Raw genomic sequence first — 18,778 nt, 5'->3', positions numbered from 1 at the left:
TACCCCAGGTCCGGCCCGGTCGGATTGATTCATCAATCTGGCCGCCGCCGATAAGGCTGGGCGCGCAGATGCAACCCGCCATCGCCGGGAGAGCGGCCCGGTTCTCCGCCGGTCAGGACCGCGAGACGCCGCGATAGACCAGCGCGAGGCCCGCCAAGACACCGATCACGACGCCAATCAGATAGAGCATGGTGTTGTCGGTGAAGCGGCCGGTCAGCGCCGCGGCCAATTGATTGACCGGCGCATTGGACGCCCGCCAGGCGAAGACCAGGAGCAGCGCGCCCACACAGAGCGGGACGAGGCCGACAAGAGTTGTCTCGCTCATGAGGGCTCCCTTTGGCGACGTGGCGAGTTGAGCCTCAGCGCGCCGAAGCCGGAGGTTCACCGGCGCCGTGGACATGGGCGATTGACCCTTGCGACCCTCCACCATGGCGCTGGGAGCCCGGCGCAAGCGCGCTGATCCATGTTAGCCCCGCAAACCTCACGACAGGCGAGAATGCTTTCTTTTACCCCTCGCGTGCCCGATTCTTCGGTGCGGATGCGGCGGCACGCCTTGAAAGCAGGCACACACCATGGACAAGAACCGCGTCAAAGGGGCCGCCAAACAGGTCAGCAGCGCCGTGAAGAAAAAGGGCGCCTCAAAAAAGGGCTGATCGCGCGCTCTGACTCTGATCTCTGTCCAAGGCTGGGCGGGCCAACGCCCGGCTGCGGCGAGCTGTGCCCGCCGATTGCACAACCCTCGCTTTCGGGCGAGGCCTTGAACGCTGCAAACACCCGCCGACGCCGACCGTCCGGAGTCTGATTACAGGAGACACTCGTCATGCCCAGCATGGCTCGACCGAGCCACCACCGCAAGCCGCGCCCCTTTTGGTGCGGTGGCTGGCCTTTGGCAGGGCGGCGCCGGTATGGCGAGGGGCCGGCATGGTAGATCTGCAAAGCCCGTTGGCGCGCAAGCTGGAGGCGTTCGTCGCGCTGTCGGACGTCGATCGCGCGACCCTGGCGCGCCTGACCCGGCGCCGCAAATCTTTCAGGGCCGGCCATCAGCTCATCCATGAGGGCCAGGAGAACGCCGCCGCCTACATCATGGCCGAGGGGTGGGCGAACTCCTACAAGCTGCTTCCCGAGGGCGAGCGCCTGATCGTCGACGTGCAGATTCCCGGCGATTTCCTCGGCCTGCGCAGCGTGCTGTTCCGCACCTCCGACCACACCATCGAAGCGGTCACCCGCATCGAGGTGTCCGAAGTTCTCTCCTCGGATATTCTGGACGCCTTCGCAACTGCGCCTCGCCTCGCCACCGCCGTCCTCTGGGCCGCGTCACGTGACGAGGCCATGGTGGTGGAGCATCTGGTCAATCTGGGCAGGCGCTCGGCTGAGGAGCGCATGGCGCACTTCCTGCTGGAGCTGGGCTCACGCCTGCAGCTCATCGGGATCGGTGACGCGACAGGGTATGATTGCCCGCTGACCCAGTATCACCTGGCGGACGCGCTGGGCCTGAGCGCGGTCCATGTGAACCGGATCCTGCGCCAGCTGCGCGAGAACGGGCTTGTCACCGTTCAGAAGAAACGCGTCACCTACGACAATCTTGAAGGCCTGAGCCAGCTCGCCGGTTTCGACATCGCCTATCTTGACCATAGCGGGCCGCTTCTGAAGTGATCCGCCTCGCCTATCCGTCTACGATGATGTGATCTTCAAAATCCTCGGCGTCCACATCGCGCTCGCTCACCAGCGTTCCATGGACGCCGATCCCGGCTTTCTTCACGCTCTCAGGGTCGCCGCTGATAAGCGGGTGCCAGTCATGAAGCGCCTGGCCTTGCGCGATCAGGCGATAGGCGCAGGTGTCCGGCATCCAGTAGAATTCGCTGACATTATCCGGAGTCAGCTTCACGCAGCCGGGAACGCGGGTGTGGCGGTTGGCGTAGTCGGTGCACCGCAAGGTTTTCAGATCGAGCAGCCGGCATCCCACATTGGTGCGCCAGACCCGGTCGTCGCCCTCGTCCTGGAGCAGCACCACGCAGCACTTGCCGCACCCGTCGCACAGGGACTCCCATTCGTCCGGGGTCATTTCCGAGAGGGATTTGGTTTCGTGAAACGGGCGCTTATCGATCATCGCCCGAATTTAGCCTTGAAGGCTTGGTCAAGACAGGTCGAAGCTGCGGTCAAACATGGAGACCGGTCATAACTTTCCGCGCCGACGAAAAACCGGGCGTCTTCAGGCGCCTGCGAAACGCCCTGCCCGCCGCGCTGGCGCTGGGCCTCGCCGCCCTTGTGCTGGCGGGGTCGGTCTCGCTGTGGGCCGGCTGGCGCTGGGCGTTCGAGGGCATGCCCTCGCCGCCTGAAAGCCTTGAGGAGCTCTGGGAGACGCGCCGCGAGGCGAGCTACACTCTGCTGGGCGCCGGCGGCGAGGTTCTGGGCGTTCGCGGACCGCGCTATGGCCGGCCCATCGAGCTGTCCGAGCTGCCCGCTCATGTGCCCCAGGCCTTCATCGCCATCGAGGACCAGAATTTCTTTGAGCATGACGGTGTCGACCGGGGCGCCGCGATCCGCGCCATGCTGGCCAATTTGCGCGCCGGCGAGATTGTCCAGGGCGGCTCGACGCTGACCATGCAGCTGGTGAAGAACCTCATCCTGCGCCCGGATCAGACCCTGCAGCGCAAGCTGCAGGAGATGCGCCTGGCCATGGCAATCGAGGAGCTGCTCACCAAGGAGCAGATTCTTGAGCTGTATCTGAACCGGGTCTATCTGGGCGAAGGCGCGTTCGGGGTGCAGGCCGCCGCCGAGCGGTATTTCAACAAGCCGGCGTCGGAGCTGACCTTGCAGGAGGCGGCGATCCTGGCCGCCCTGCCCAAGGCGCCCAGCCGTCTGGCGCCCACCGAGAACCTCGCCGCCGCCCAGGCCCGCGCCGAAGACGTGCTGAACGCCATGATGGATGTGGGCTTCATCGATCCCATCCAGTATCTCGCCGCCGTCAGCGAACCGGCGGTCCTGGCCGAAGGCGCCGTGCAGGCGGTCAATCCGGTTGTTTACGGCCATGCCTTCGACCTGGCGCTGTCGCGCGTCCAGGCGGTGATCGACCCGGACGAGACGCCGATCCTGATCATCCAGACCACCCTGCAGCCCGCCCTTCAACGCGCCGCCTCCGCGGCGGTGGAGGCGGTGCTCTCTGAGTCCGGCGAAGCCCGCAACGCCGGCGAGGCGGCTCTTGTGGCGCTGGACCTCGACGGGTCGGTGCTGGCGATGATCGGCGGGCGCGATTACGGCGAGAGCCAGTATAACCGCGCCGTTCAGGCCGAGCGCCAGCCGGGCTCCGCGTTCAAGCCGGTCGTCTTCGCCGCCGGTTTCGAAGCCGGGCTTGATCCGGCCACAGCCTATGACGACGCGCCTGTGGATATCGAGGGCTGGCGGCCGGAGAATTATGGCGGCGGCTATCGCGGCCGGGTCACCATCGCCGATGCGCTCAAGCGCTCCATCAACACCGTCGCCGCTCAGGTGGGCGCGCAAGTCGGCGTCGACGCGGTGGCTGAAATGGGACGCCGGCTGGGCATCACCACCTCGCTCAATCCGGTGCCCGCCCTGGCGCTGGGCGCCAGCGAAGTGCGCCTCATCGACTTAACCGCCGTCTACACCGCCTTCGCCAATGACGGACGGGTCACCCAGCCGCGCCTGGTCACCGAAATCCGCAACGCCCGCGGCCGGGTTCTGTGGAGCGAGGAGCCGCCGGGCCTAGGCGCCCAGGCGATCAGCCGCGAGCACGCGCGGGCCATGTCCACCCTGCTGGAAAGCGTCATCCTGGACGGCACCGGCGCCCGCGCCCGCCTGCCCGGCCGGCGCGCCGCGGGCAAGACCGGCACCAGCCAGAACAGCCGCGACGCCTGGTTCGTCGGCTATACCGGGCAGATGGCCGCCGGGGTCTGGGTGGGCAATGACGACGACACGCCCATGCGCGATGTGACCGGCGGATCGCTGCCCGCCGATATCTGGCGCCGGTTCATGGTCGCCGCCCATGAGGGGCTGGAGCCCGCGCCGCTTTCCTCGCCGCCCCCGCGCCGGCGCACCGAGCGAGAGGAGACGCTGGCGGCGTTCTATTCGTCGCTGTCGTCGCGCTTCGAAGCGATCGCCGAGCCGGACTGATCGGCAGGCGCTCCGCCGGGCGGCTGAAGCAGGGCGCGGATCTCGGCCAGTTCCACGCGCAGCGCCCTCACCTCGCTCACCAGCACCTCGCGCTCGTCATGGGCTTCGGCCTGACGCTCGGTCTCGGCGTCGAAATGCTTCGACTGCATGGAGTCCACGATCACCGCGATGAACAGGTTCAGGACCGCGAAGCTCGTCAGCACGATGAAGCCGACGAAGAAGATCCACGCGAACGGATGCTCGGCGATCACCGGGCGGGCCACGCCCATGGACCAGCTCTCCAGCGTCATGACCTGGAAAAGAGTGAAGGCCGAGCCGCCTAGATCTCCAAAGAATTGCGGGTGGGTGCCGGAGAAGAGCTTGGCCCCCATCACGGCGCCCACGTAGAAAATCACCGCCAGAACCAGCATGATGGCGCCCATGCCCGGGATCGCCCGGGCCAGCGCCTCCACCACCGAGCGCATTTCCGGAACGGTGGAGAACAGGCGGAAAAGCCGCAGCACTCTCAACGCCCGCAGCACGGTGAACGCGCCCGCATCCGGGATCAGCGACAGCGCCACGACGCTGAAATCAAACCAGTTCCAGGGCGAGCGGAAGAATTTCGCCCGCTGAACCACTAATTTCAAAGCGATTTCAACAACAAAGACGCCAATGATCGCGGCGTCGGCGTATTGCAGCCAGGTCTCGACCTGCGCGGGCAGATCATAGGTCATCAGACCCAGGATCGCCGCGTTGATAAGGATCAACCCCGTGATCACATTGCGAAAGCCGGGGCTCGCCACAAAGCGTTCGATCGCGTTTTGAGACTGGATCTCACTGTCGCTGGCGGCCATATCTCGTCTCCAAACAAGAACCGCGAAGCGTTAGCGGGCGCGCACCCTTTAAGCAATATCCTCGATCCGCCGTCGGCGACGCTTTTTTAACAGGGCCGGGCGCAGGCTGGACTCATGATCATCCTTGCAAGCCTCTTCGCCGCTGCGGCGTTCGCCGTCGAACCGGCCCTCGCCGGCGCCCCGGACGGTCCTCCCGCGCCGTCAGGCGCGGTACTGGAAGACCATGCCCGGCGCGGCCTGACGCTGGAGCGGCTGGACGGACTGGCGGCTGAAAGCGCGCAGGCCTGCGCCGCCGTATGCGCCACACGCACCGCCTGCCAGGCCTGGACCTGGCGCACCGGCTGGACGGGCCGGGCCGCGCGCTGTGATCTTCACGGCGCCGCCGCGACGCCCTTCGCCCATCCCGGCGCCGTCACCGGCCTGTCTTCCAGCCTCTCCGCGCGCATCGAAGCCGCCGGCGACCGCCCGCCCAGCGAGCGCGAGCGCACGGCGCTGATGCAGGCCGACGGCGCCATCGCGCCGCCGCGGGCGCGGACCGCGACCGGGGTCTCGGCTGCGCGAACAGAGCTCGACGGCGGCTAAGCCAGACGCCCACCCTTGCAGGCGCGGTCACGCGCTTAAGCGCTTGTAAACCGTGAAAACCGCTCCCGCAGGCACGGTTTCTTTACCCAGAGTAATGGATGATGAAAGCCTCGCAAGAATTGACGAGTGGAGCGCCTCGATGGCCGTACCCAGCAAGCTGCACAAGCTGACCCAACTGGCCAAGGAGAAATCCTCCGATCGCCGCCGCGCGCTTCTGCGCGAGGTGACCGACATGTTCTTCGACGCGCCGCCAAAAAACGACAGCGGCGCCCAGCGCCAGTTTGACGCCGTGCTTCAGACGCTGGCCAGCCAGACCGCCCAGGACGCGCGCGAAGAGCTCGCCCGCCGCTTCGCCGACGCACCCTTCGCGCCCAAGGGCCTGATCCTTCAGCTTGCCCAGGACGCCATTGAAGTGGCCGCGCCGATCCTGTCGCGCTCGGGCGTTCTGTCGGAAGAAGACCTCGTCACAATCGTGCACGAATCCACCCAGGCTCATATGCGCGCCATCGCCGTGCGCCCGCAGGTGGGGGAGCGGCTGTCCCACGCCATCGTGGAGAAGGGCGACGACCACACCGTGGCCAGGCTGGTCTCCAACACCGGCGCAAAACTCTCGCGCGAAACCTTCGAGACCGTGACCCGGCGCGCCGAAGACAGCGAAGTGCTGCAGGCGCCGCTCGTGAATCGTGCGGACACGCCGGCTGACCTTCTCAACGACATGATGATGGTGGTGAACAATACGCTGCGCGCCCGGATTCAGGACCGCTTTGAGTCCCTTGAGCCCGGCGTTCTGGAAGCGGCTCTGGCCGCCTCCCAGCGCCGCCTTGAATCACGGATCGCCGAAGACCAGGACATCGCCGAGGCCCGCCGCTTCATCACCGCCAAGCGCGTTAGGCGCGAGCTGGACGGCCAGCTCTTGATCCGGCTCCTGCGCGAGAAAAAGACAATCCATTTCTGCGTCGGCTTTGCTGAAATCACCCATGTGGACTATTTCGCGGCCAGAAAAGCGCTGGAGCATGAGAGCCCGGACGGCCTGGCGCTGATCTGCAAGGCGGCGAACGTAGACAAGGCGCTCTTCGTCACCATCGCCGTGCTGCGCGGGGGCGCCAAGGAGGGCGCGTTCAACGACGCGCGCGAGATCGGCAAGGTCTATGACGCGCTGGATCCCGGCGACGCCGAGCGCGCGCTGCGCTTCTGGAAGATGCGCAAGAACGCCGCCGCCGCTTGAAGGCGCCCGCCCCGCTCTTCCTGTCCGCCGTTGAAACGAAAAACGCCGGCCTGACGTTGCGTCGGGCCGGCGTTTCGCATTCCGTGAGAGGCTGAGCCGCCTAGAAGGACCGCGTCAGCATGACATAGGTGTAGAGCGGATTGTCGTTCTGCGGCGCGCCCGGCGCGTCGGTGGCGAACTCGCCCTTGAACAGAACCGCCGCGCCCGCTTCAAGGCGCAAAACATCCCGCTTCACCCACCAGCGCAGACGGGAGTCGATCACCTGGCCCACATGATCGCCGGAGCTGCCGGTGACATCGCGCAGCCCCGACCGGCGCCAGCGATCGGTATCGGAAGCCAGCGACACGTCCTGAACCAGGACATCGATCGCCACCGGCCCGCGCGCGACTTCCAGCCGGGCGCCCAGAGCGACGATGTTCTCAAGATCCAGCGGCCCGAAAATCCCGGTCTGACCCAGCACGCCGCGGCGAAGCCCGTATAGGCTGTCAAAGCGGTTCCACTCGCCGTCGCCCGCATCATCGTCGCCGGAGGCGTAGACAAGCTGTGCGGACAGGCGCGGCGACCAGTCGCCGTCAAACTGATAGCCGGTTTCAGCCAGGACAAACGCCGAGGCCACGTCCAGGCCGGCGCCGGTCTCGCCGGTCTGCCACATGGTCTCCAGATCAAAATCAGCCTTGCCGCGCTCGCCGGAAAGCCGGGCGCCAAGCGTGTAGAGATCCGTCCCGCCGTCTATCGTCCGGCCATACAGATAGACTTCCCCATCCACGCCCGGCGCAAGTTCGGACCGAGTGAGGTGGGCGGCCCAGAAGCGGGTGTCCCAGTCGGCCTCGTCAAACTCGTGCTCATTGTCCAGCAACGCCGCCCGGTCGCCCGGCTTGCGCTCCACCGGCGCGGTGTAGAATGCGTCCAGCTTTAGCCCTTCAGAGAGCGTGAACGCGCCGCGAACCCCTTCAAACGTAGCGGGAAAGTTACGAAACGAGTTCTCGCCAGCCAGGCGGCGGGAGCCGACATTCATCACGAACCGGCCGGCCTGCACCTCGCCGCCGTCGATGTCGGCGCGCACATAGGCTTGAAGGATTTCCAGCGTATTGATGGCGGTGGAGGAGACCACCCCCCCCTCATCGGTGAGCCAGGCGCGCGCATCAAAAAGCTCGACCCCGAAATCGAACCGCCCGGATTCGTATTCACCCAGCGCCCGCGTCCGCCAACTCAGCTGCTGATCGGAGCCCTCACGCCCGGCGCGAAACGGCGCGGACAGGGTTTCATAACGGATGCGCGTGGAGCCCTCGAAGGTGAAGGGGGACGCAGGCTCCGCCATATCAGATTGCGCGGCGCCAAGGGCGGCGGCGGTGAGTAGAATGAACATGAACAGTCTCCGGCTGAAACGACTGGCTCAGCGTTTTAGAGAGACACCGCTCCGGTTTAGTTAATCATCCGCGTCGCGCTCGCCGAGGGCGATGGCTTCAGGGTCCACCGGATCGCCCGGCACCGCATAGGCGCCGGAGAACCAGTTGCCCAGATCCGCGTCGGCGCAGCGCCGAGAGCAGAAGGGTCGAAATTCGTGCAAGCCGGGCCGCTTGCACATGGGACAGGGCGGCAGGGTCTTGCTCTTGGCGTCGCTCATCGCACAGGCCTCACATCGCTCTTTCGCGGGGTCAGGACCGGATCGGCGATCAGGACGGACCGGTCGCCGAGCCGGGCTTTGGCGGTCTTGCGCCAGCCGATCGGGTCGGCGTCGAGCCAGGCATGGACCTCGGCCCCGGCGCGAATCTCAAGCTTCGCCGCGCGGTTTGAGCGGCCTTCGCGCTCCAGTGCGCGCAGGGCGGTCAGCGCAGCGGTTTCAACGCTGTCGACGCCATAACGCTCCCAGCAAATTTCGTGCAGGGCGCGGCCCAGGCGCTGGCGGGCCAGTTCCACCACCGCAAAGCGGCTGGCCGGCGCGATGTCCACCTTGGCCGGATCACCCTTGAAGGCGCTTTGCAGGGTCTGGGCGAGGGTGGCCTGATCAGCTTTTTTCTTCAGCGGCAGGAAATCGATGGCGACGACGCCGCCAATGCCGCGCAGGCGGATCTGACGGCCGGCCTCGCGCGCCGCGGCGCGGTTGAGATCCAGCGCCAGCTTGTGGGTTCCGCCCGGCGATTTGCGCCCCGATGCGTCCACATCGATGGCCGTGAGCGCGGTCACCGGCTCGATGATCAGCCGCCCGCCGCCGGGCAGCCCCACCACCGGTTCCAGCGCGGCGTCAAACAGCTCATCAAGCTCGATTTCGGCTTCTTTGGGCGTGCGCACCGGCGCGTCGAACATCATCGCCAGGCGCTCGGCCAGGGGCGGCGCCGATGCGATGGTCTCGGGCGCGTCGCCGGGCTCCACGTCGAACAGGGAAAGCGTCGGGCCCTTCTGCTGAAATTCCTCACGCGCGATCTGCACGCCGATGGCGGCGCCTTCGCGCACCTCGTCGGGGCGCCCGGCCTTGCCGAAGGGCAGAAAGCCCTCCTTGCCCTTGCCGATATCGCAGAAGGCGCCGTTGATGGACGCGTCCACCTTGCGCACCCGCGCGCGGAACACCTCCCCGCGCACGGCGCGCGCAGCGCGCTCGCTCCAGCGTTCCACATGCAGCTCCACGGCGCGGTCGCCGTCGATCACGGCGGCGCGCGTTTCACCGATATTGTCGGAAGCGACGATTCTCAAAACCAGTATCCCAGTCCCACCAGAAGCTGGCGGGCTTCATAGACCGGCAGGCCCACGACGCCGGTATAGCTGCCGATCAGGTTTTCGATATACGCGCCGGCCCGGCCCTGAACACCATAGCCGCCCGCCTTGCCCTTCCACTCACCGGACTCCAGATAGGCGGCGATTTCAGCCGCGTCGAGGCGCTTCATGGCCACGCGCGTCTCCACCACCCGGCTCGCCTCGCGCCCGTCGGGGGCCCGCAAGGCGACGCCCGTATAGACCCGGTGATTGCGTCCGCTCATCAGCTTGAGGCAGGCCTCGGCCTCCTCGCGCGTCTCGGTCTTGGGAAGGATGCGCCGGCCCACGCCGACCACCGTGTCGCTGGCCAGCACGAAGCATCCCGGATGCTGCGCGGCGGCGAGCTTCTCTTGCGCCAGGCGCAAAGCCAGCGCCCGCGGCGTCTCGCCGGGTTTCGCCGTTTCGTCGATATCGGTGGGGGCGATGCGGTCCGCAGGCGCGCCGATCTGGATCAGGAGATCGCGGCGGCGCGGCGACGCGCTCGCCAGGACCAGCGCAGGGCGGCCGTCCGGAACGGACACCGGCCTACTTGAAGCGATAGGTAATGCGCCCTTTGGTCAGGTCGTAGGGCGTCATTTCGACCAGCACCTTGTCCCCGGCCAGCACGCGAATGCGATTCTTGCGCATCTTGCCCGCGGTGTGGGCGATGATTTCGTGGTCGTTCTCCAGCTTGACCTTGAAGGTCGCGTTGGGAAGCAGTTCCACGACTTCGCCCGGGAACTCCAGAAGTTCTTCTTTCGCCATTCGGCTCCTCGTTCTCAATCTCAATCTGTAAGCGGGTAGGCGCGCGGCGCAGCGGTGAAGCGCGCGCGCCGCGGATCGTTCCGGGCGCTATATACGCGTGATCTCCGCCCCGCGTCGAGCACGGGACGCTCAATCAAGACAATCCGTCCTTCATGCAAGCCCTGATTCCGTCTCGAACGCGAGAATGCGCCCCTCGATGGCGTCGCGCGCGGCCCGATAGGCGGCCAGCCGCAGGAATCGGTCGCGCTCGCCGAAGCCGGCCGGATCCTCCACCGGCCAGATTGCAAACGCCGCAGCGCGCGCTTTGGCGAAGGCGCGGGCCTCTTCGGCCACATCCGCGGCCAGGCACACCACCAGATCCACCGGTCCGGCGGCGGCCTCGCTAAGGCCGCGGCATTCATAGCCGGAGAGATCCACGCCCTTCTCGCCCATCACCGTGATCATATGCCCATCAGGCAGGCTCGCCGGCTCGACCCCGCAGGAAAACGCCGGCGCATCCGCCCCGAATCGCAGGCGCCACAGGGCCTCGGCCATGGGCGAACGCACCGCGTTGCGCGCACAGATGAAGACGATTGCTGGCGGCTGCGGCTGCGGCCTCTCGCTCACGCGCCTCTCCTGTGGAGCGCGCAGATCAGGGTGAACAGACGCCGGGCGGTGTCGAAATCCACGTCGATCTTGCCCTCTAGCCGCTCTCGCAGCAGCGTCGATCCTTCATTGTGCACGCCCCTGCGGCCCATATCGATGGCTTCGATCTGGCCCAGCGGCGCATCGCGCACCGCCGCGTAATAGCTCTCGCACATCAGGAAATAGTCCTTGATGATGCGCCGCAGCGGTCCCAGCGAGAATACGAAAATCCGCACCGGCTCGCCTTCCGGCGTCTTCACGTCGAAGACAAGGCGCTGATCCTCGATCGCCAGGCGAAGGGCGTAGGGCCCCTCCTCCGAGCCGGCGGGCTTGAACATGTTGCTTTCAAGCAGATCGGCGATCGCCACGCGGCGCTCATGCTCGACATTTTCGTCGGCCTTGCCGATCGTGGCCTGATCAAGCTCCACCGAAACCAGATGCTGATCGCTCATGGGTCCACGCGCCCTGAAGTTTTCCCGTCCGGGGCGGCTTCACCCTCGCGATGGGCCGGCCGGCGCACCGCGCGCCAGGGTTCGGAAATATCGGCGAGCACCATGTCCACGCACTCCACATCAAGGCGCAGCTCGCCCCCGCCGGCGAAGGTGAAGACCAGCGCCCCGCCTGGATTATCCTCCGGAGCCTCGCCCGGCTCAAAGACTATGGACAGCAGCGAGACCACCGCGTCGTCGGCGCCCTGCTTGAGGCGTTTGGCTTTTGCAGCCGTGACCGAACCGGCCTGAAAGGCCGTGCGCACGCGCTCGCCCTTGCCGCGCCCGCCGGCTTCCCAGCGATAGCGGTTGAGCGCCAGCGTGAAGCGGGCCTTGGCCGGCTCATAGAGAAAATCGCCGATCTTGCCGACCGCATCCTGAAGCGCGGCCGACAGGGCGGCCACCTCCTGGGGCTCCTGCGCGATCAGTCGCAAAGGCTTGGCTTCGCCCATGTCAGGCGCTCTCCTTCTCGGCTTCGCGCCGAATATCGGCCCCGCACGCGCAGAGCTTCTCTTCCAGACGCTCAAACCCGCGATCGAGATGGTAGATTCGGCTCACCGTGGTTTCACCTTCTGCGCACAGTCCGGCGATGACAAGGCTTACCGAGGCGCGAAGGTCCGTGGCCATCACCGGCGCCCCCTTCAGCCTCGCCGGGCCGCGCACGACCGCCTCATTGCCGCGCACCTGGATGTTGGCGCCCAGGCGCGACAATTCAGGCGCGTGCATGAACCGGTTCTCGAAAATTGTTTCGCGAATCACGCTGGCGCCGTCAGCCAGCGCCATCAGCGCCATGAACTGCGCCTGCAGATCGGTGGGAAAGCCTGGATAGGGCGCGGTCTGCACGTCCACCGCCTGGATCGGTCCGGGAGCGCGTTCCACCGTCACCGCGCCGTCTTCGGCCGTCACAACGGCGCCGGCGCGGCCCAGGGCGCGCCAGAGGGCGGCGTTATGGTCGTACACCGCGCCGTCCAGCCTTACCTTGCCGGCCGTAGCCACAGCCGCCATGGCGTAGGTCCCGGTCTCGATGCGGTCAGGACAGACCTCCCACCGGGCGCCGGAAAGCGCGTCCACGCCCTGAATGTGGATGGTGGCCTCACCAGCCCCTTCAATCTTGGCGCCCATGGCGTTCAGGCAACCGGCGAGATCGGCGATCTCCGGCTCGCGGGCGCAGTTCTCCAGCACCGTTTCGCCCTTCGCCAGCACCGCGGCGAGCATGGCGTGTTCGGTGGCGCCCACCGAGACGATGGGAAAAATCATCCGGCCGCCGCGAAGGCCGCCGGACGGAGCCTGCGCATTCACATAGCCCTCACTCACCTCGATCGTGGCGCCCAGCGCCTGCAGGGCTTCCAGATGAAGGTCCACAGGCCGCGCGCCGATGGCGCAGCCGCCGGGCAGCGACACCTTCGCGCGCCCCTGGCGAGCCACCAGCGGGCCCAGTACGTTGAAGCTCGCGCGCATCTTGCGCACCAGATCATAGGGCGCGAACGCATCCTTGACGTCGTTCGCCTTTAGCACCAGGCGCGCCGGCTCCTCCTCGCGCACTTCAACGCCGAGATGGGCGAGCAGCTTGCCCAGAAAGCGCGTGTCGGCCAGGCGCGGCATCCGCGTCAGGGTCAGCGTCTCAGGGGTGAGCAGCGAGGCGGCCATGAGTTTGAGCGCCGAGTTCTTGGCGCCGGAAATCTCGATGCGTCCGTCAAGGCGGGCGCCGCCCCGGATGACAATGCGATCCATGAAATACCTTTCGTCCAGATCCGGAGCGCAAGCGCGCCTGAGACGTCCTAACGCAAACTCCAGGCGTTGCGTGCGGCCATATCAGGGCGAGCCTGGCCCTTTCTCCGGTTTTTTTGCAGCCTTGCGCCGCTTCAGATTGGCGCGCAAGGCTTCGGCCAGGCGTTGCTCGCGTGCACGCTGCGCATCATCAGGGGCGGTCTTGTCCAGGCGTTTCTCGCTCATGGGCTCTCAAGTGCAATCGTCTGCAACAAGCGTCAAGCCCACCCTTGGCGGCGCGATTCAGATGGGGTATAGCCCCCGCTCCAACGTGGTGGGCGACGCGCCCGCACCGTTGCGCCGCTATAGCTCAGGGGTAGAGCGTTCCCTTGGTAAGGGAGAGGTCGAGTGTTCAATTCACTCTAGCGGCACCATTTTCACTTAAAAAATTCAAATCGGCTGACTCAGCACGACGTCGCGCGCGCCGCGGAGCCGGCGCAAGGCCAATACGGCGCTTGGCGGAATTCCGGACCTTTGTTTTTAAGAGCTTGATTTCGGCCAGGCCTCGGCTTCGTCTGGCCTCTGTTTTTGTGCACATCCCGCCTGTGAGCCGCTCGATTCGAGAGGCGCCCCTCTGGTCGGCTAGCACGCCCTCCAAATCGGCTCCGGGCGCTTCTGATCCAGTCGCGCGGGCGGCGACGCGCGCCTCAATAGATCATCGGGGCCCAGTACAGGGCGACGACGCTGAGCAGAACCACCGAGATAATGTTCAGCCAGAAGCCGGCGCGCACCATTTGCGGGATCGAAACGAGCCCGGAGCTGAACACGATGGCGTTGGGCGGCGTCGCCACCGGCAGCATGAAGGCGCAGCTGGCCGCCAGCGTCACCGGGATCACGAAGACCAGCGGATCCTGGCCGGTCTCCACCGCGATGGCGGCGATCACCGGCAGGAAGGTCGCCGCGGTGCCCAGATTGCTGGTGAGTTCGGTGAGGAAGATGACCATCGCCGTCGCCGCGATGATCAACAGCACGATATTCACCGCGCCCAGCGGCGACAGCTGCTGGCCGATCCATAGGGCGAGGCCCGAGCTCGACACCGCCGAGGCCAGCGCCAGCCCGCCCCCAAACAGGATCAGCACGCCCCAGGGCAGCCGGCTCATGTCCTCCCACACCACCAGAGCTCGATTGGTCTTGCCCGACGGGATTAGGAAGGCCGCCATGGCCGCCGCCATGGCCACGCCGGCGTCTGTGAGCCCGGTCAGCCCGGTGAGCGCCTGGATCGGCTCGCGAAGCACCCAGCCCAGCACCACCGCCAGGAACAGCAAGGTGGTGCGCACCTCCGCCTTGGACATTTTGCCCAGATTCCGGCGCAGCTCGTGAATATGGGTCATCGCCGCCCCCGAGGCGCGAAAGCCCACCGGGAAGATCACCCGCACGAGCATGATCCAGGCGATAGGCAAAAGGCAGATCGCCACCGGCAGGCCCACCATCATCCAGCGCGCGAAGCCCATCTCGACGCCATAGGTCTCCTGCATGAAGCCGGCGAGGAAGGCGTTGGGCGGCGTACCCACCAGCGTCGAAAGTCCGCCGATCGTCGCCGCATAGGCCAGGCCCAGCAGAAGACAGGCGCCGAAATTACGCCGCTCGCGGGCGTCAAGTTCGGGCATGGTCTCGCTGATCACCGTCACCACAGAAACCGCAATGGGCAGCAGCATAAGCGTCGTCGAGCTGTTGGAGATCCACATGCTGACGAACGCCGCCGCCACCATGAAGCCGGCGACGATGAAGCGCGCATCCGCGCCGATCACCGCGAAGATGGAAAACGCGATGCGCCGGTGAAGGCCGCAGCGTTCGATGGCGAGCGCAATCACGAACCCGCCCAGAAACAGATAGATGATCGGGTTGGCGTAAGGCCCGGCGGCCTCTGCGATGCTCGCCACCCCGGCCAGGGGTAGAATGACGATAGGCGCGAACGCCGTAGCGGCCACGGGTATCGCCTCGGTCGCCCACCAGATGGCCATGAGCAGGCCCACCGCCGCGACCACCGAGGCTTCTCGCGGCAGGCCTTCGGGAGAAAAGCCGAAGGCGACGGCCAGGGCGATGACCGGGCCGGCGAACAAGCCTATGCGCTGGTACAGGGCCGGTGCGGAATCGTCTCGTGCAGTCATTACATCGCCCTGTTTTGATCATTCAGTTCAAGGATGCGTGCGGCGCCCGCAAGACCGCCGTCGTGCATACGCGGGGCCTTGCTCTGTCGACGCCAGTGTATGCATGGACGGCTAAGATGGAGACCCCCCGCAAGATGCGGCGGCGCGCTTCAGCGGTCCGGATCCGGCGCGAAGGCTGGAACCAGCAAGCCGCCGCGTGCCGGGCCGCAGGCCCAGCAGGGTTCAGCGTTGAGGCCGGGTGAGGGAAAATTCCTCAAGAAGGTCAGGGAGCGCCGCATCGCCGCGGCGCCCCCCCTTAACCCCCTGAACTAGAAGCGCTTGCGCACGTCGATATAGACCTGACGTCCACGAATGCTGTGATACGCGGCGTCATAACCATTGGTCTCGTCGGCGAGCGGCGGATCTTCGTCGAAGATATTGTTCGACCCGACGCGGATGAGCATGCCGTCAAGCGGCCCGTTTGTGTCGATATTGTACTGCACATAGGCGTTGGTCTGGGTCCACTCGGCGACGATGAAGGGATCGCCATTGGGGTTCAGACCGGCGCCGGTGTCGATGAACTCGCTGGTGTAGTCAGCGCGAACACCTCCGCCGAAGCCGCTCGGGTGACGCCAGGTGAGGGTCGCCGAGGCGCGCCATTCCGGCTGCCCGTCCTGAAGGATGATATTGCCTTCCTGGGAGACGGTGATCTCGTTGGAGATCAGACCGCTGTCCACCGCGGCCCGGATCTGCTCGGCGCCCGGCGACAGAGCGATCAGATAAGTGTCGAGGAAGGACGCGTTCACGCTCAGGTCGAAATCGCCCAGCGGCGTGTCGTCGAACCCGTAGTAGATCCCGTAATCGATACCCTGAACATCAATGTTTTCATTGTTGTCGTAGGTGTCACGGATGAACAGGATGTCGCCCGCGGGGTCGAGGTTCGCGGCGGTGTAGAAATTGATGTCGTCCTGATCGGGGGCGGCCCGCACGACGTTGGGGTTCGAAGAGCCCTGCAGGCGCAGGAGATAGTCCAGGCTGATATGGTTTTCAGCCCCGAACACCCCGACCACGTCCTGACGCTCGATCTCCCAGCGATCCACCGTGACCGTCAGCGAGTTAAGGAAGGAGAGCGGACCGTCCAGGCCGCGCGGCTCGAACACGATGCCGTAGGTGATGTTGATGTCGTCCTCCGGCCCGATATCGTCGGACACGGAGCGGCGCTCGATGCGGCCTTCGGAGAACCCGGTGCACGCGGCGAAGTTGGCGAAGGTCCCGTTGCGCACGCCGGCTTCGCAGGCATAACTGTCTTCACGGGCGTTGGACCGATCGACGCCCTCGTTCACCACGATCAGGTTGGGCGCGCGGAAGCCTTGCGAATAGGCGCCGCGCAGCTTGAAGCCCTCAACTGGAACCCACGCGGCGGCGATGCGCGGCTTGATCCCGCTGCCGCCGAAGTCGGAATACTCCTCATAGCGTGCGGCCAGCTGGATATCGAACGTGTCCACAAGCGGGATGTTCATGTCCGGGCTGACCACCGGAATGGACGCCTCGGCGAAAGCGGCCAGCACGTTGCGCGAACCACTGGAGTCCGGCGTCGGGCTGGTGCCGTAGATGTCGGTCTCGCTCACCTCTCCGGTCACCTGATCGGTGAAGGTGATGGTGCCGTCCACCCGGGCGTCGCGGTCCTCGTCATAGGCTTCGTAGCGGGCCTCGACGCCCGCCGCCAGGCCGATGAACCCGCCGGGTACGGCGAAGACGTCGCCATTGCTGACCTTGAAGTCCACAAGGGCGAGCTCGGACGTGCTCTCACGGACCACGTCGACCAGGAAGGGTTCGATAAGGCTGCGGTCATTGGGCGTCGCGTCGCCGACGGAGGGATTGGCCGGATTGCCGCCGTTGAAGAGATTGTAAACGTTGGGCGTTTCGTTGAAGAGCGCCTGCTGGAACAGCGTGCGTGAGATCGAGTTGTTCACCGTGTCTTCAGCGTAGCCGCGATTGTACAGCGCCGCGCTGTCCCACTCCCAGCCTGAATCACCGAACTCGCCGCGGGCGCCGCCCAGGGCGCGCCATTGCGTGTTGACCACGTCGATGTCGCGGAAGCCCACGTCCACAAAGCGGTAGCGCCCCGCGTCGGTGAACACCGGCAGGCCCTCCGCCGGCACGTTGGTCAGACCCGGCAGACGGTTGGGATTGATGGAGCCGTCGGAGAACGTGATCGGCCCGAACGGGTTATAGAAATAGTTCGCCGGAACCGAGATATTGGTCGCGCCGATGCCGTTGCGCGGCTCGTTGGTGGAGCGGGTCTCGGCGTAATAATACCCCAGCTCGCCGTACAGGCGCACGCCATTGTCCAGATCATGGTTCAGGAAGGCGAAGCCGTTGAAGCGGTCACGGTCTGAGATGATCGAGCGGCCCAGCGCGCCGTCATAGCGCAGGTCGCGATCCTGACTGCCGTCGTCAATGCAAAGGCCCGGGACCGACAGTGCGTCGGCCGTGTCCGCGCGGCAACCGGGGAAGCCGTTGGGCTGGAAATGGAACACGCCCGAAGCCGAGGTCAGTGTCACGCCGTTTTGGCGCACGCGGTTCGCCGAGCCGGTGTTCAACGTCCATTGGCCCCAAGGGGTTTGCGTGGCGCGGTTGTCGAATGAGTCGTCGCCCTCAAAGCTTGTCCCCACCAGGAAGGGGCGCAGATCTTCACTGGCGGCGCGCTCGACCTCGTCGGCGAACAGTCCGTCCCGGCGCGAATACTCGGCCGTGAACGAGACATTGGTGCGCCCGCCGTTGAAGTCTTCGCCCGCCTTCACGGTCAGGGTCTGCTCGTTGAGACCGTTACCGGTGGCGTAGAGATGCCGGCCGCGCACCTCGAGGCCGTTAAAGCTGTCGTCGAGAATGGTGTTGAACACGCCGGCTACGGCGTCCGTGCCGTAAATCGCCGAGGCGCCGTCATTGAGCACTTCGACGCGCGCGATTCCCGAGACCGGCAGCGCGTTCACGTTGGTGGTGGTCACCGGCGTAGACAACTCAGCCTGGGTCGACGGGTGATTGACGACGCGGCGTCCGTTCAGCAGCACCAGCGTGCCGCTTGAGCCGATGGAGCGCAGATTGATCGACGCGATGTCGCCGCGCGCATTGTTGTTGGTGGTGTTGTTGTCGGTGCGAAACGCCACGCCGCCCTGGGACGGAAGCGACCGGATCAGGTCTTCGCCGTCCACGCCGCCAATGGCCGCGATATCGTCGGAGTTGAGGACCGTAACGGGCAACGCCTCGTTGATTCGCGCCCCGACGATATTGGTGCCCGTCACGACGATCACGTCGGCGCGCTGCGGCGGCGCCGCTGCGGGCTCGTCAGTCTGCTCCTGCGCAAACGCAGCACCGCCAAGAGCCAGCGCGCTCAGCGCGCTCAGCGCGACCGAACAATTAAGTAAGCCTCTAACCGACATTTTATCCCTCCCTGGTTTTTTATGCGCAAACGAGACCCTTACGGCTCGACACTGTCAACGAAAAACATACACACGGTTCAAATCTCGGACGATACATGTTGCCAAAGGGCCC

At 65.9% G+C, this 18,778-nt stretch carries 19 protein-coding genes and 1 tRNA gene; 5 read left to right on the top strand and 15 right to left on the bottom strand.

Features of this window, described 5'->3' with window-relative positions:
* Window positions 1-112 precede the first annotated feature (112 nt).
* Window positions 113-325 carry a DUF3185 family protein gene (locus ACWCOP_RS03885; protein WP_478249917.1) on the bottom strand — a complete coding sequence of 71 codons (213 nt, stop codon included), beginning with the start codon at window positions 323-325 and terminating at the stop codon, window positions 113-115.
* 596 nt (window positions 326-921) lie between these two features.
* Here ACWCOP_RS03885 and ACWCOP_RS03880 point away from each other — a divergent pair.
* Entirely contained in the window at window positions 922-1,653 is a 732-nt protein-coding gene (locus ACWCOP_RS03880; protein ID WP_478249916.1) for a Crp/Fnr family transcriptional regulator, read from the top strand.
* Window positions 1,654-1,663: 10 nt separating this feature from the next.
* On the opposite strand, the gene ACWCOP_RS03875 is transcribed toward ACWCOP_RS03880, so the two are convergent.
* Complete coding sequence (locus tag ACWCOP_RS03875; RefSeq protein ID WP_478249915.1) at window positions 1,664-2,107, bottom strand: YcgN family cysteine cluster protein; 444 nt, start codon at window positions 2,105-2,107, stop codon at window positions 1,664-1,666.
* A 23-nt stretch (window positions 2,108-2,130) separates the two neighbouring features.
* Between ACWCOP_RS03875 and ACWCOP_RS03870 the strand changes: the two genes are divergently transcribed.
* On the top strand, window positions 2,131-4,128 hold the full coding sequence (locus tag ACWCOP_RS03870; protein WP_478249914.1) for a transglycosylase domain-containing protein: 1,998 nt from the start codon (window positions 2,131-2,133) through the stop codon (window positions 4,126-4,128).
* Here ACWCOP_RS03870 and ACWCOP_RS03865 read toward each other — a convergent pair.
* The gene (locus ACWCOP_RS03865) at window positions 4,080-4,961 is read right to left on the bottom strand and encodes an ion transporter (RefSeq protein WP_478249913.1); all 882 of its coding nucleotides are present in this window, start codon (window positions 4,959-4,961) and stop codon (window positions 4,080-4,082) included. The two genes, ACWCOP_RS03870 and ACWCOP_RS03865, sit on opposite strands and share 49 nt — an antisense overlap.
* A gap of 114 nt (window positions 4,962-5,075) precedes the next feature.
* Here ACWCOP_RS03865 and ACWCOP_RS03860 point away from each other — a divergent pair, with 114 nt between their 5' ends.
* On the top strand, window positions 5,076-5,543 hold the full coding sequence (locus ACWCOP_RS03860) for a PAN domain-containing protein (protein WP_478249912.1): 468 nt from the start codon (window positions 5,076-5,078) through the stop codon (window positions 5,541-5,543).
* Window positions 5,544-5,682: 139 nt separating this feature from the next.
* Window positions 5,683-6,768: a DUF2336 domain-containing protein gene (locus ACWCOP_RS03855; RefSeq protein ID WP_478249911.1), complete on the top strand. Its 1,086-nt coding sequence runs from the start codon at window positions 5,683-5,685 to the stop codon at window positions 6,766-6,768.
* A gap of 100 nt (window positions 6,769-6,868) precedes the next feature.
* Here the strand turns inward: ACWCOP_RS03855 and ACWCOP_RS03850 are convergent, their stop codons facing one another.
* The 10 genes from ACWCOP_RS03850 to ACWCOP_RS03805 form a co-directional block, all read right to left on the bottom strand.
* Complete coding sequence (locus tag ACWCOP_RS03850; protein WP_478249910.1) at window positions 6,869-8,134, bottom strand: alginate export family protein; 1,266 nt, start codon at window positions 8,132-8,134, stop codon at window positions 6,869-6,871.
* 60 nt (window positions 8,135-8,194) lie between these two features.
* On the bottom strand, window positions 8,195-8,392 hold the full coding sequence (locus tag ACWCOP_RS03845) for a DNA gyrase inhibitor YacG (RefSeq protein WP_478249909.1): 198 nt from the start codon (window positions 8,390-8,392) through the stop codon (window positions 8,195-8,197).
* The gene (locus ACWCOP_RS03840) at window positions 8,389-9,456 is read right to left on the bottom strand and encodes a ribonuclease E/G (protein WP_478249908.1); all 1,068 of its coding nucleotides are present in this window, start codon (window positions 9,454-9,456) and stop codon (window positions 8,389-8,391) included. The genes ACWCOP_RS03845 and ACWCOP_RS03840 overlap by 4 nt, the downstream gene beginning before the upstream one ends.
* Entirely contained in the window at window positions 9,453-10,037 is a 585-nt protein-coding gene (locus tag ACWCOP_RS03835) for a Maf family protein (protein WP_478249907.1), read from the bottom strand. The genes ACWCOP_RS03840 and ACWCOP_RS03835 overlap by 4 nt, the downstream gene beginning before the upstream one ends.
* Before the next feature lie 4 nt (window positions 10,038-10,041).
* Complete coding sequence (gene infA, locus ACWCOP_RS03830) at window positions 10,042-10,260, bottom strand: translation initiation factor IF-1 (protein WP_009800516.1); 219 nt, start codon at window positions 10,258-10,260, stop codon at window positions 10,042-10,044.
* Between the two features lie 150 nt (window positions 10,261-10,410).
* On the bottom strand, window positions 10,411-10,866 hold the full coding sequence (locus ACWCOP_RS03825; protein ID WP_478249906.1) for an arsenate-mycothiol transferase ArsC: 456 nt from the start codon (window positions 10,864-10,866) through the stop codon (window positions 10,411-10,413).
* The gene (locus tag ACWCOP_RS03820; RefSeq protein WP_478249905.1) at window positions 10,863-11,336 is read right to left on the bottom strand and encodes a UPF0262 family protein; all 474 of its coding nucleotides are present in this window, start codon (window positions 11,334-11,336) and stop codon (window positions 10,863-10,865) included. The genes ACWCOP_RS03825 and ACWCOP_RS03820 overlap by 4 nt, the downstream gene beginning before the upstream one ends.
* On the bottom strand, window positions 11,333-11,824 hold the full coding sequence (locus tag ACWCOP_RS03815; RefSeq protein ID WP_478249904.1) for a DUF2948 family protein: 492 nt from the start codon (window positions 11,822-11,824) through the stop codon (window positions 11,333-11,335). Before ACWCOP_RS03815 ends, ACWCOP_RS03820 begins: the two co-directional genes overlap by 4 nt.
* A gap of 1 nt (window position 11,825) precedes the next feature.
* Window positions 11,826-13,103 carry a UDP-N-acetylglucosamine 1-carboxyvinyltransferase gene (gene murA, locus ACWCOP_RS03810; protein ID WP_478249903.1) on the bottom strand — a complete coding sequence of 426 codons (1,278 nt, stop codon included), beginning with the start codon at window positions 13,101-13,103 and terminating at the stop codon, window positions 11,826-11,828.
* Between the two features lie 81 nt (window positions 13,104-13,184).
* Window positions 13,185-13,325 (bottom strand): hypothetical protein, encoded by a 141-nt coding sequence (locus ACWCOP_RS03805; RefSeq protein ID WP_478249902.1) that lies wholly within the window; start codon window positions 13,323-13,325, stop codon window positions 13,185-13,187.
* 113 nt (window positions 13,326-13,438) lie between these two features.
* Here ACWCOP_RS03805 and ACWCOP_RS03800 point away from each other — a divergent pair.
* Window positions 13,439-13,513: transfer RNA gene (locus ACWCOP_RS03800), tRNA-Thr, on the top strand.
* A 273-nt stretch (window positions 13,514-13,786) separates the two neighbouring features.
* Here ACWCOP_RS03800 and ACWCOP_RS03795 read toward each other — a convergent pair.
* On the bottom strand, window positions 13,787-15,247 hold the full coding sequence (locus ACWCOP_RS03795) for an SLC13 family permease (RefSeq protein WP_478249901.1): 1,461 nt from the start codon (window positions 15,245-15,247) through the stop codon (window positions 13,787-13,789).
* Window positions 15,248-15,555: 308 nt separating this feature from the next.
* Complete coding sequence (locus ACWCOP_RS03790) at window positions 15,556-18,666, bottom strand: TonB-dependent receptor plug domain-containing protein (protein ID WP_478249900.1); 3,111 nt, start codon at window positions 18,664-18,666, stop codon at window positions 15,556-15,558.
* Window positions 18,667-18,778 lie beyond the last annotated feature (112 nt).

This window comes from Apolloniradiicaulis salifontis (assembly GCF_053756655.1).
This window is presented reverse-complemented; position numbering and strand designations above follow the sequence as displayed.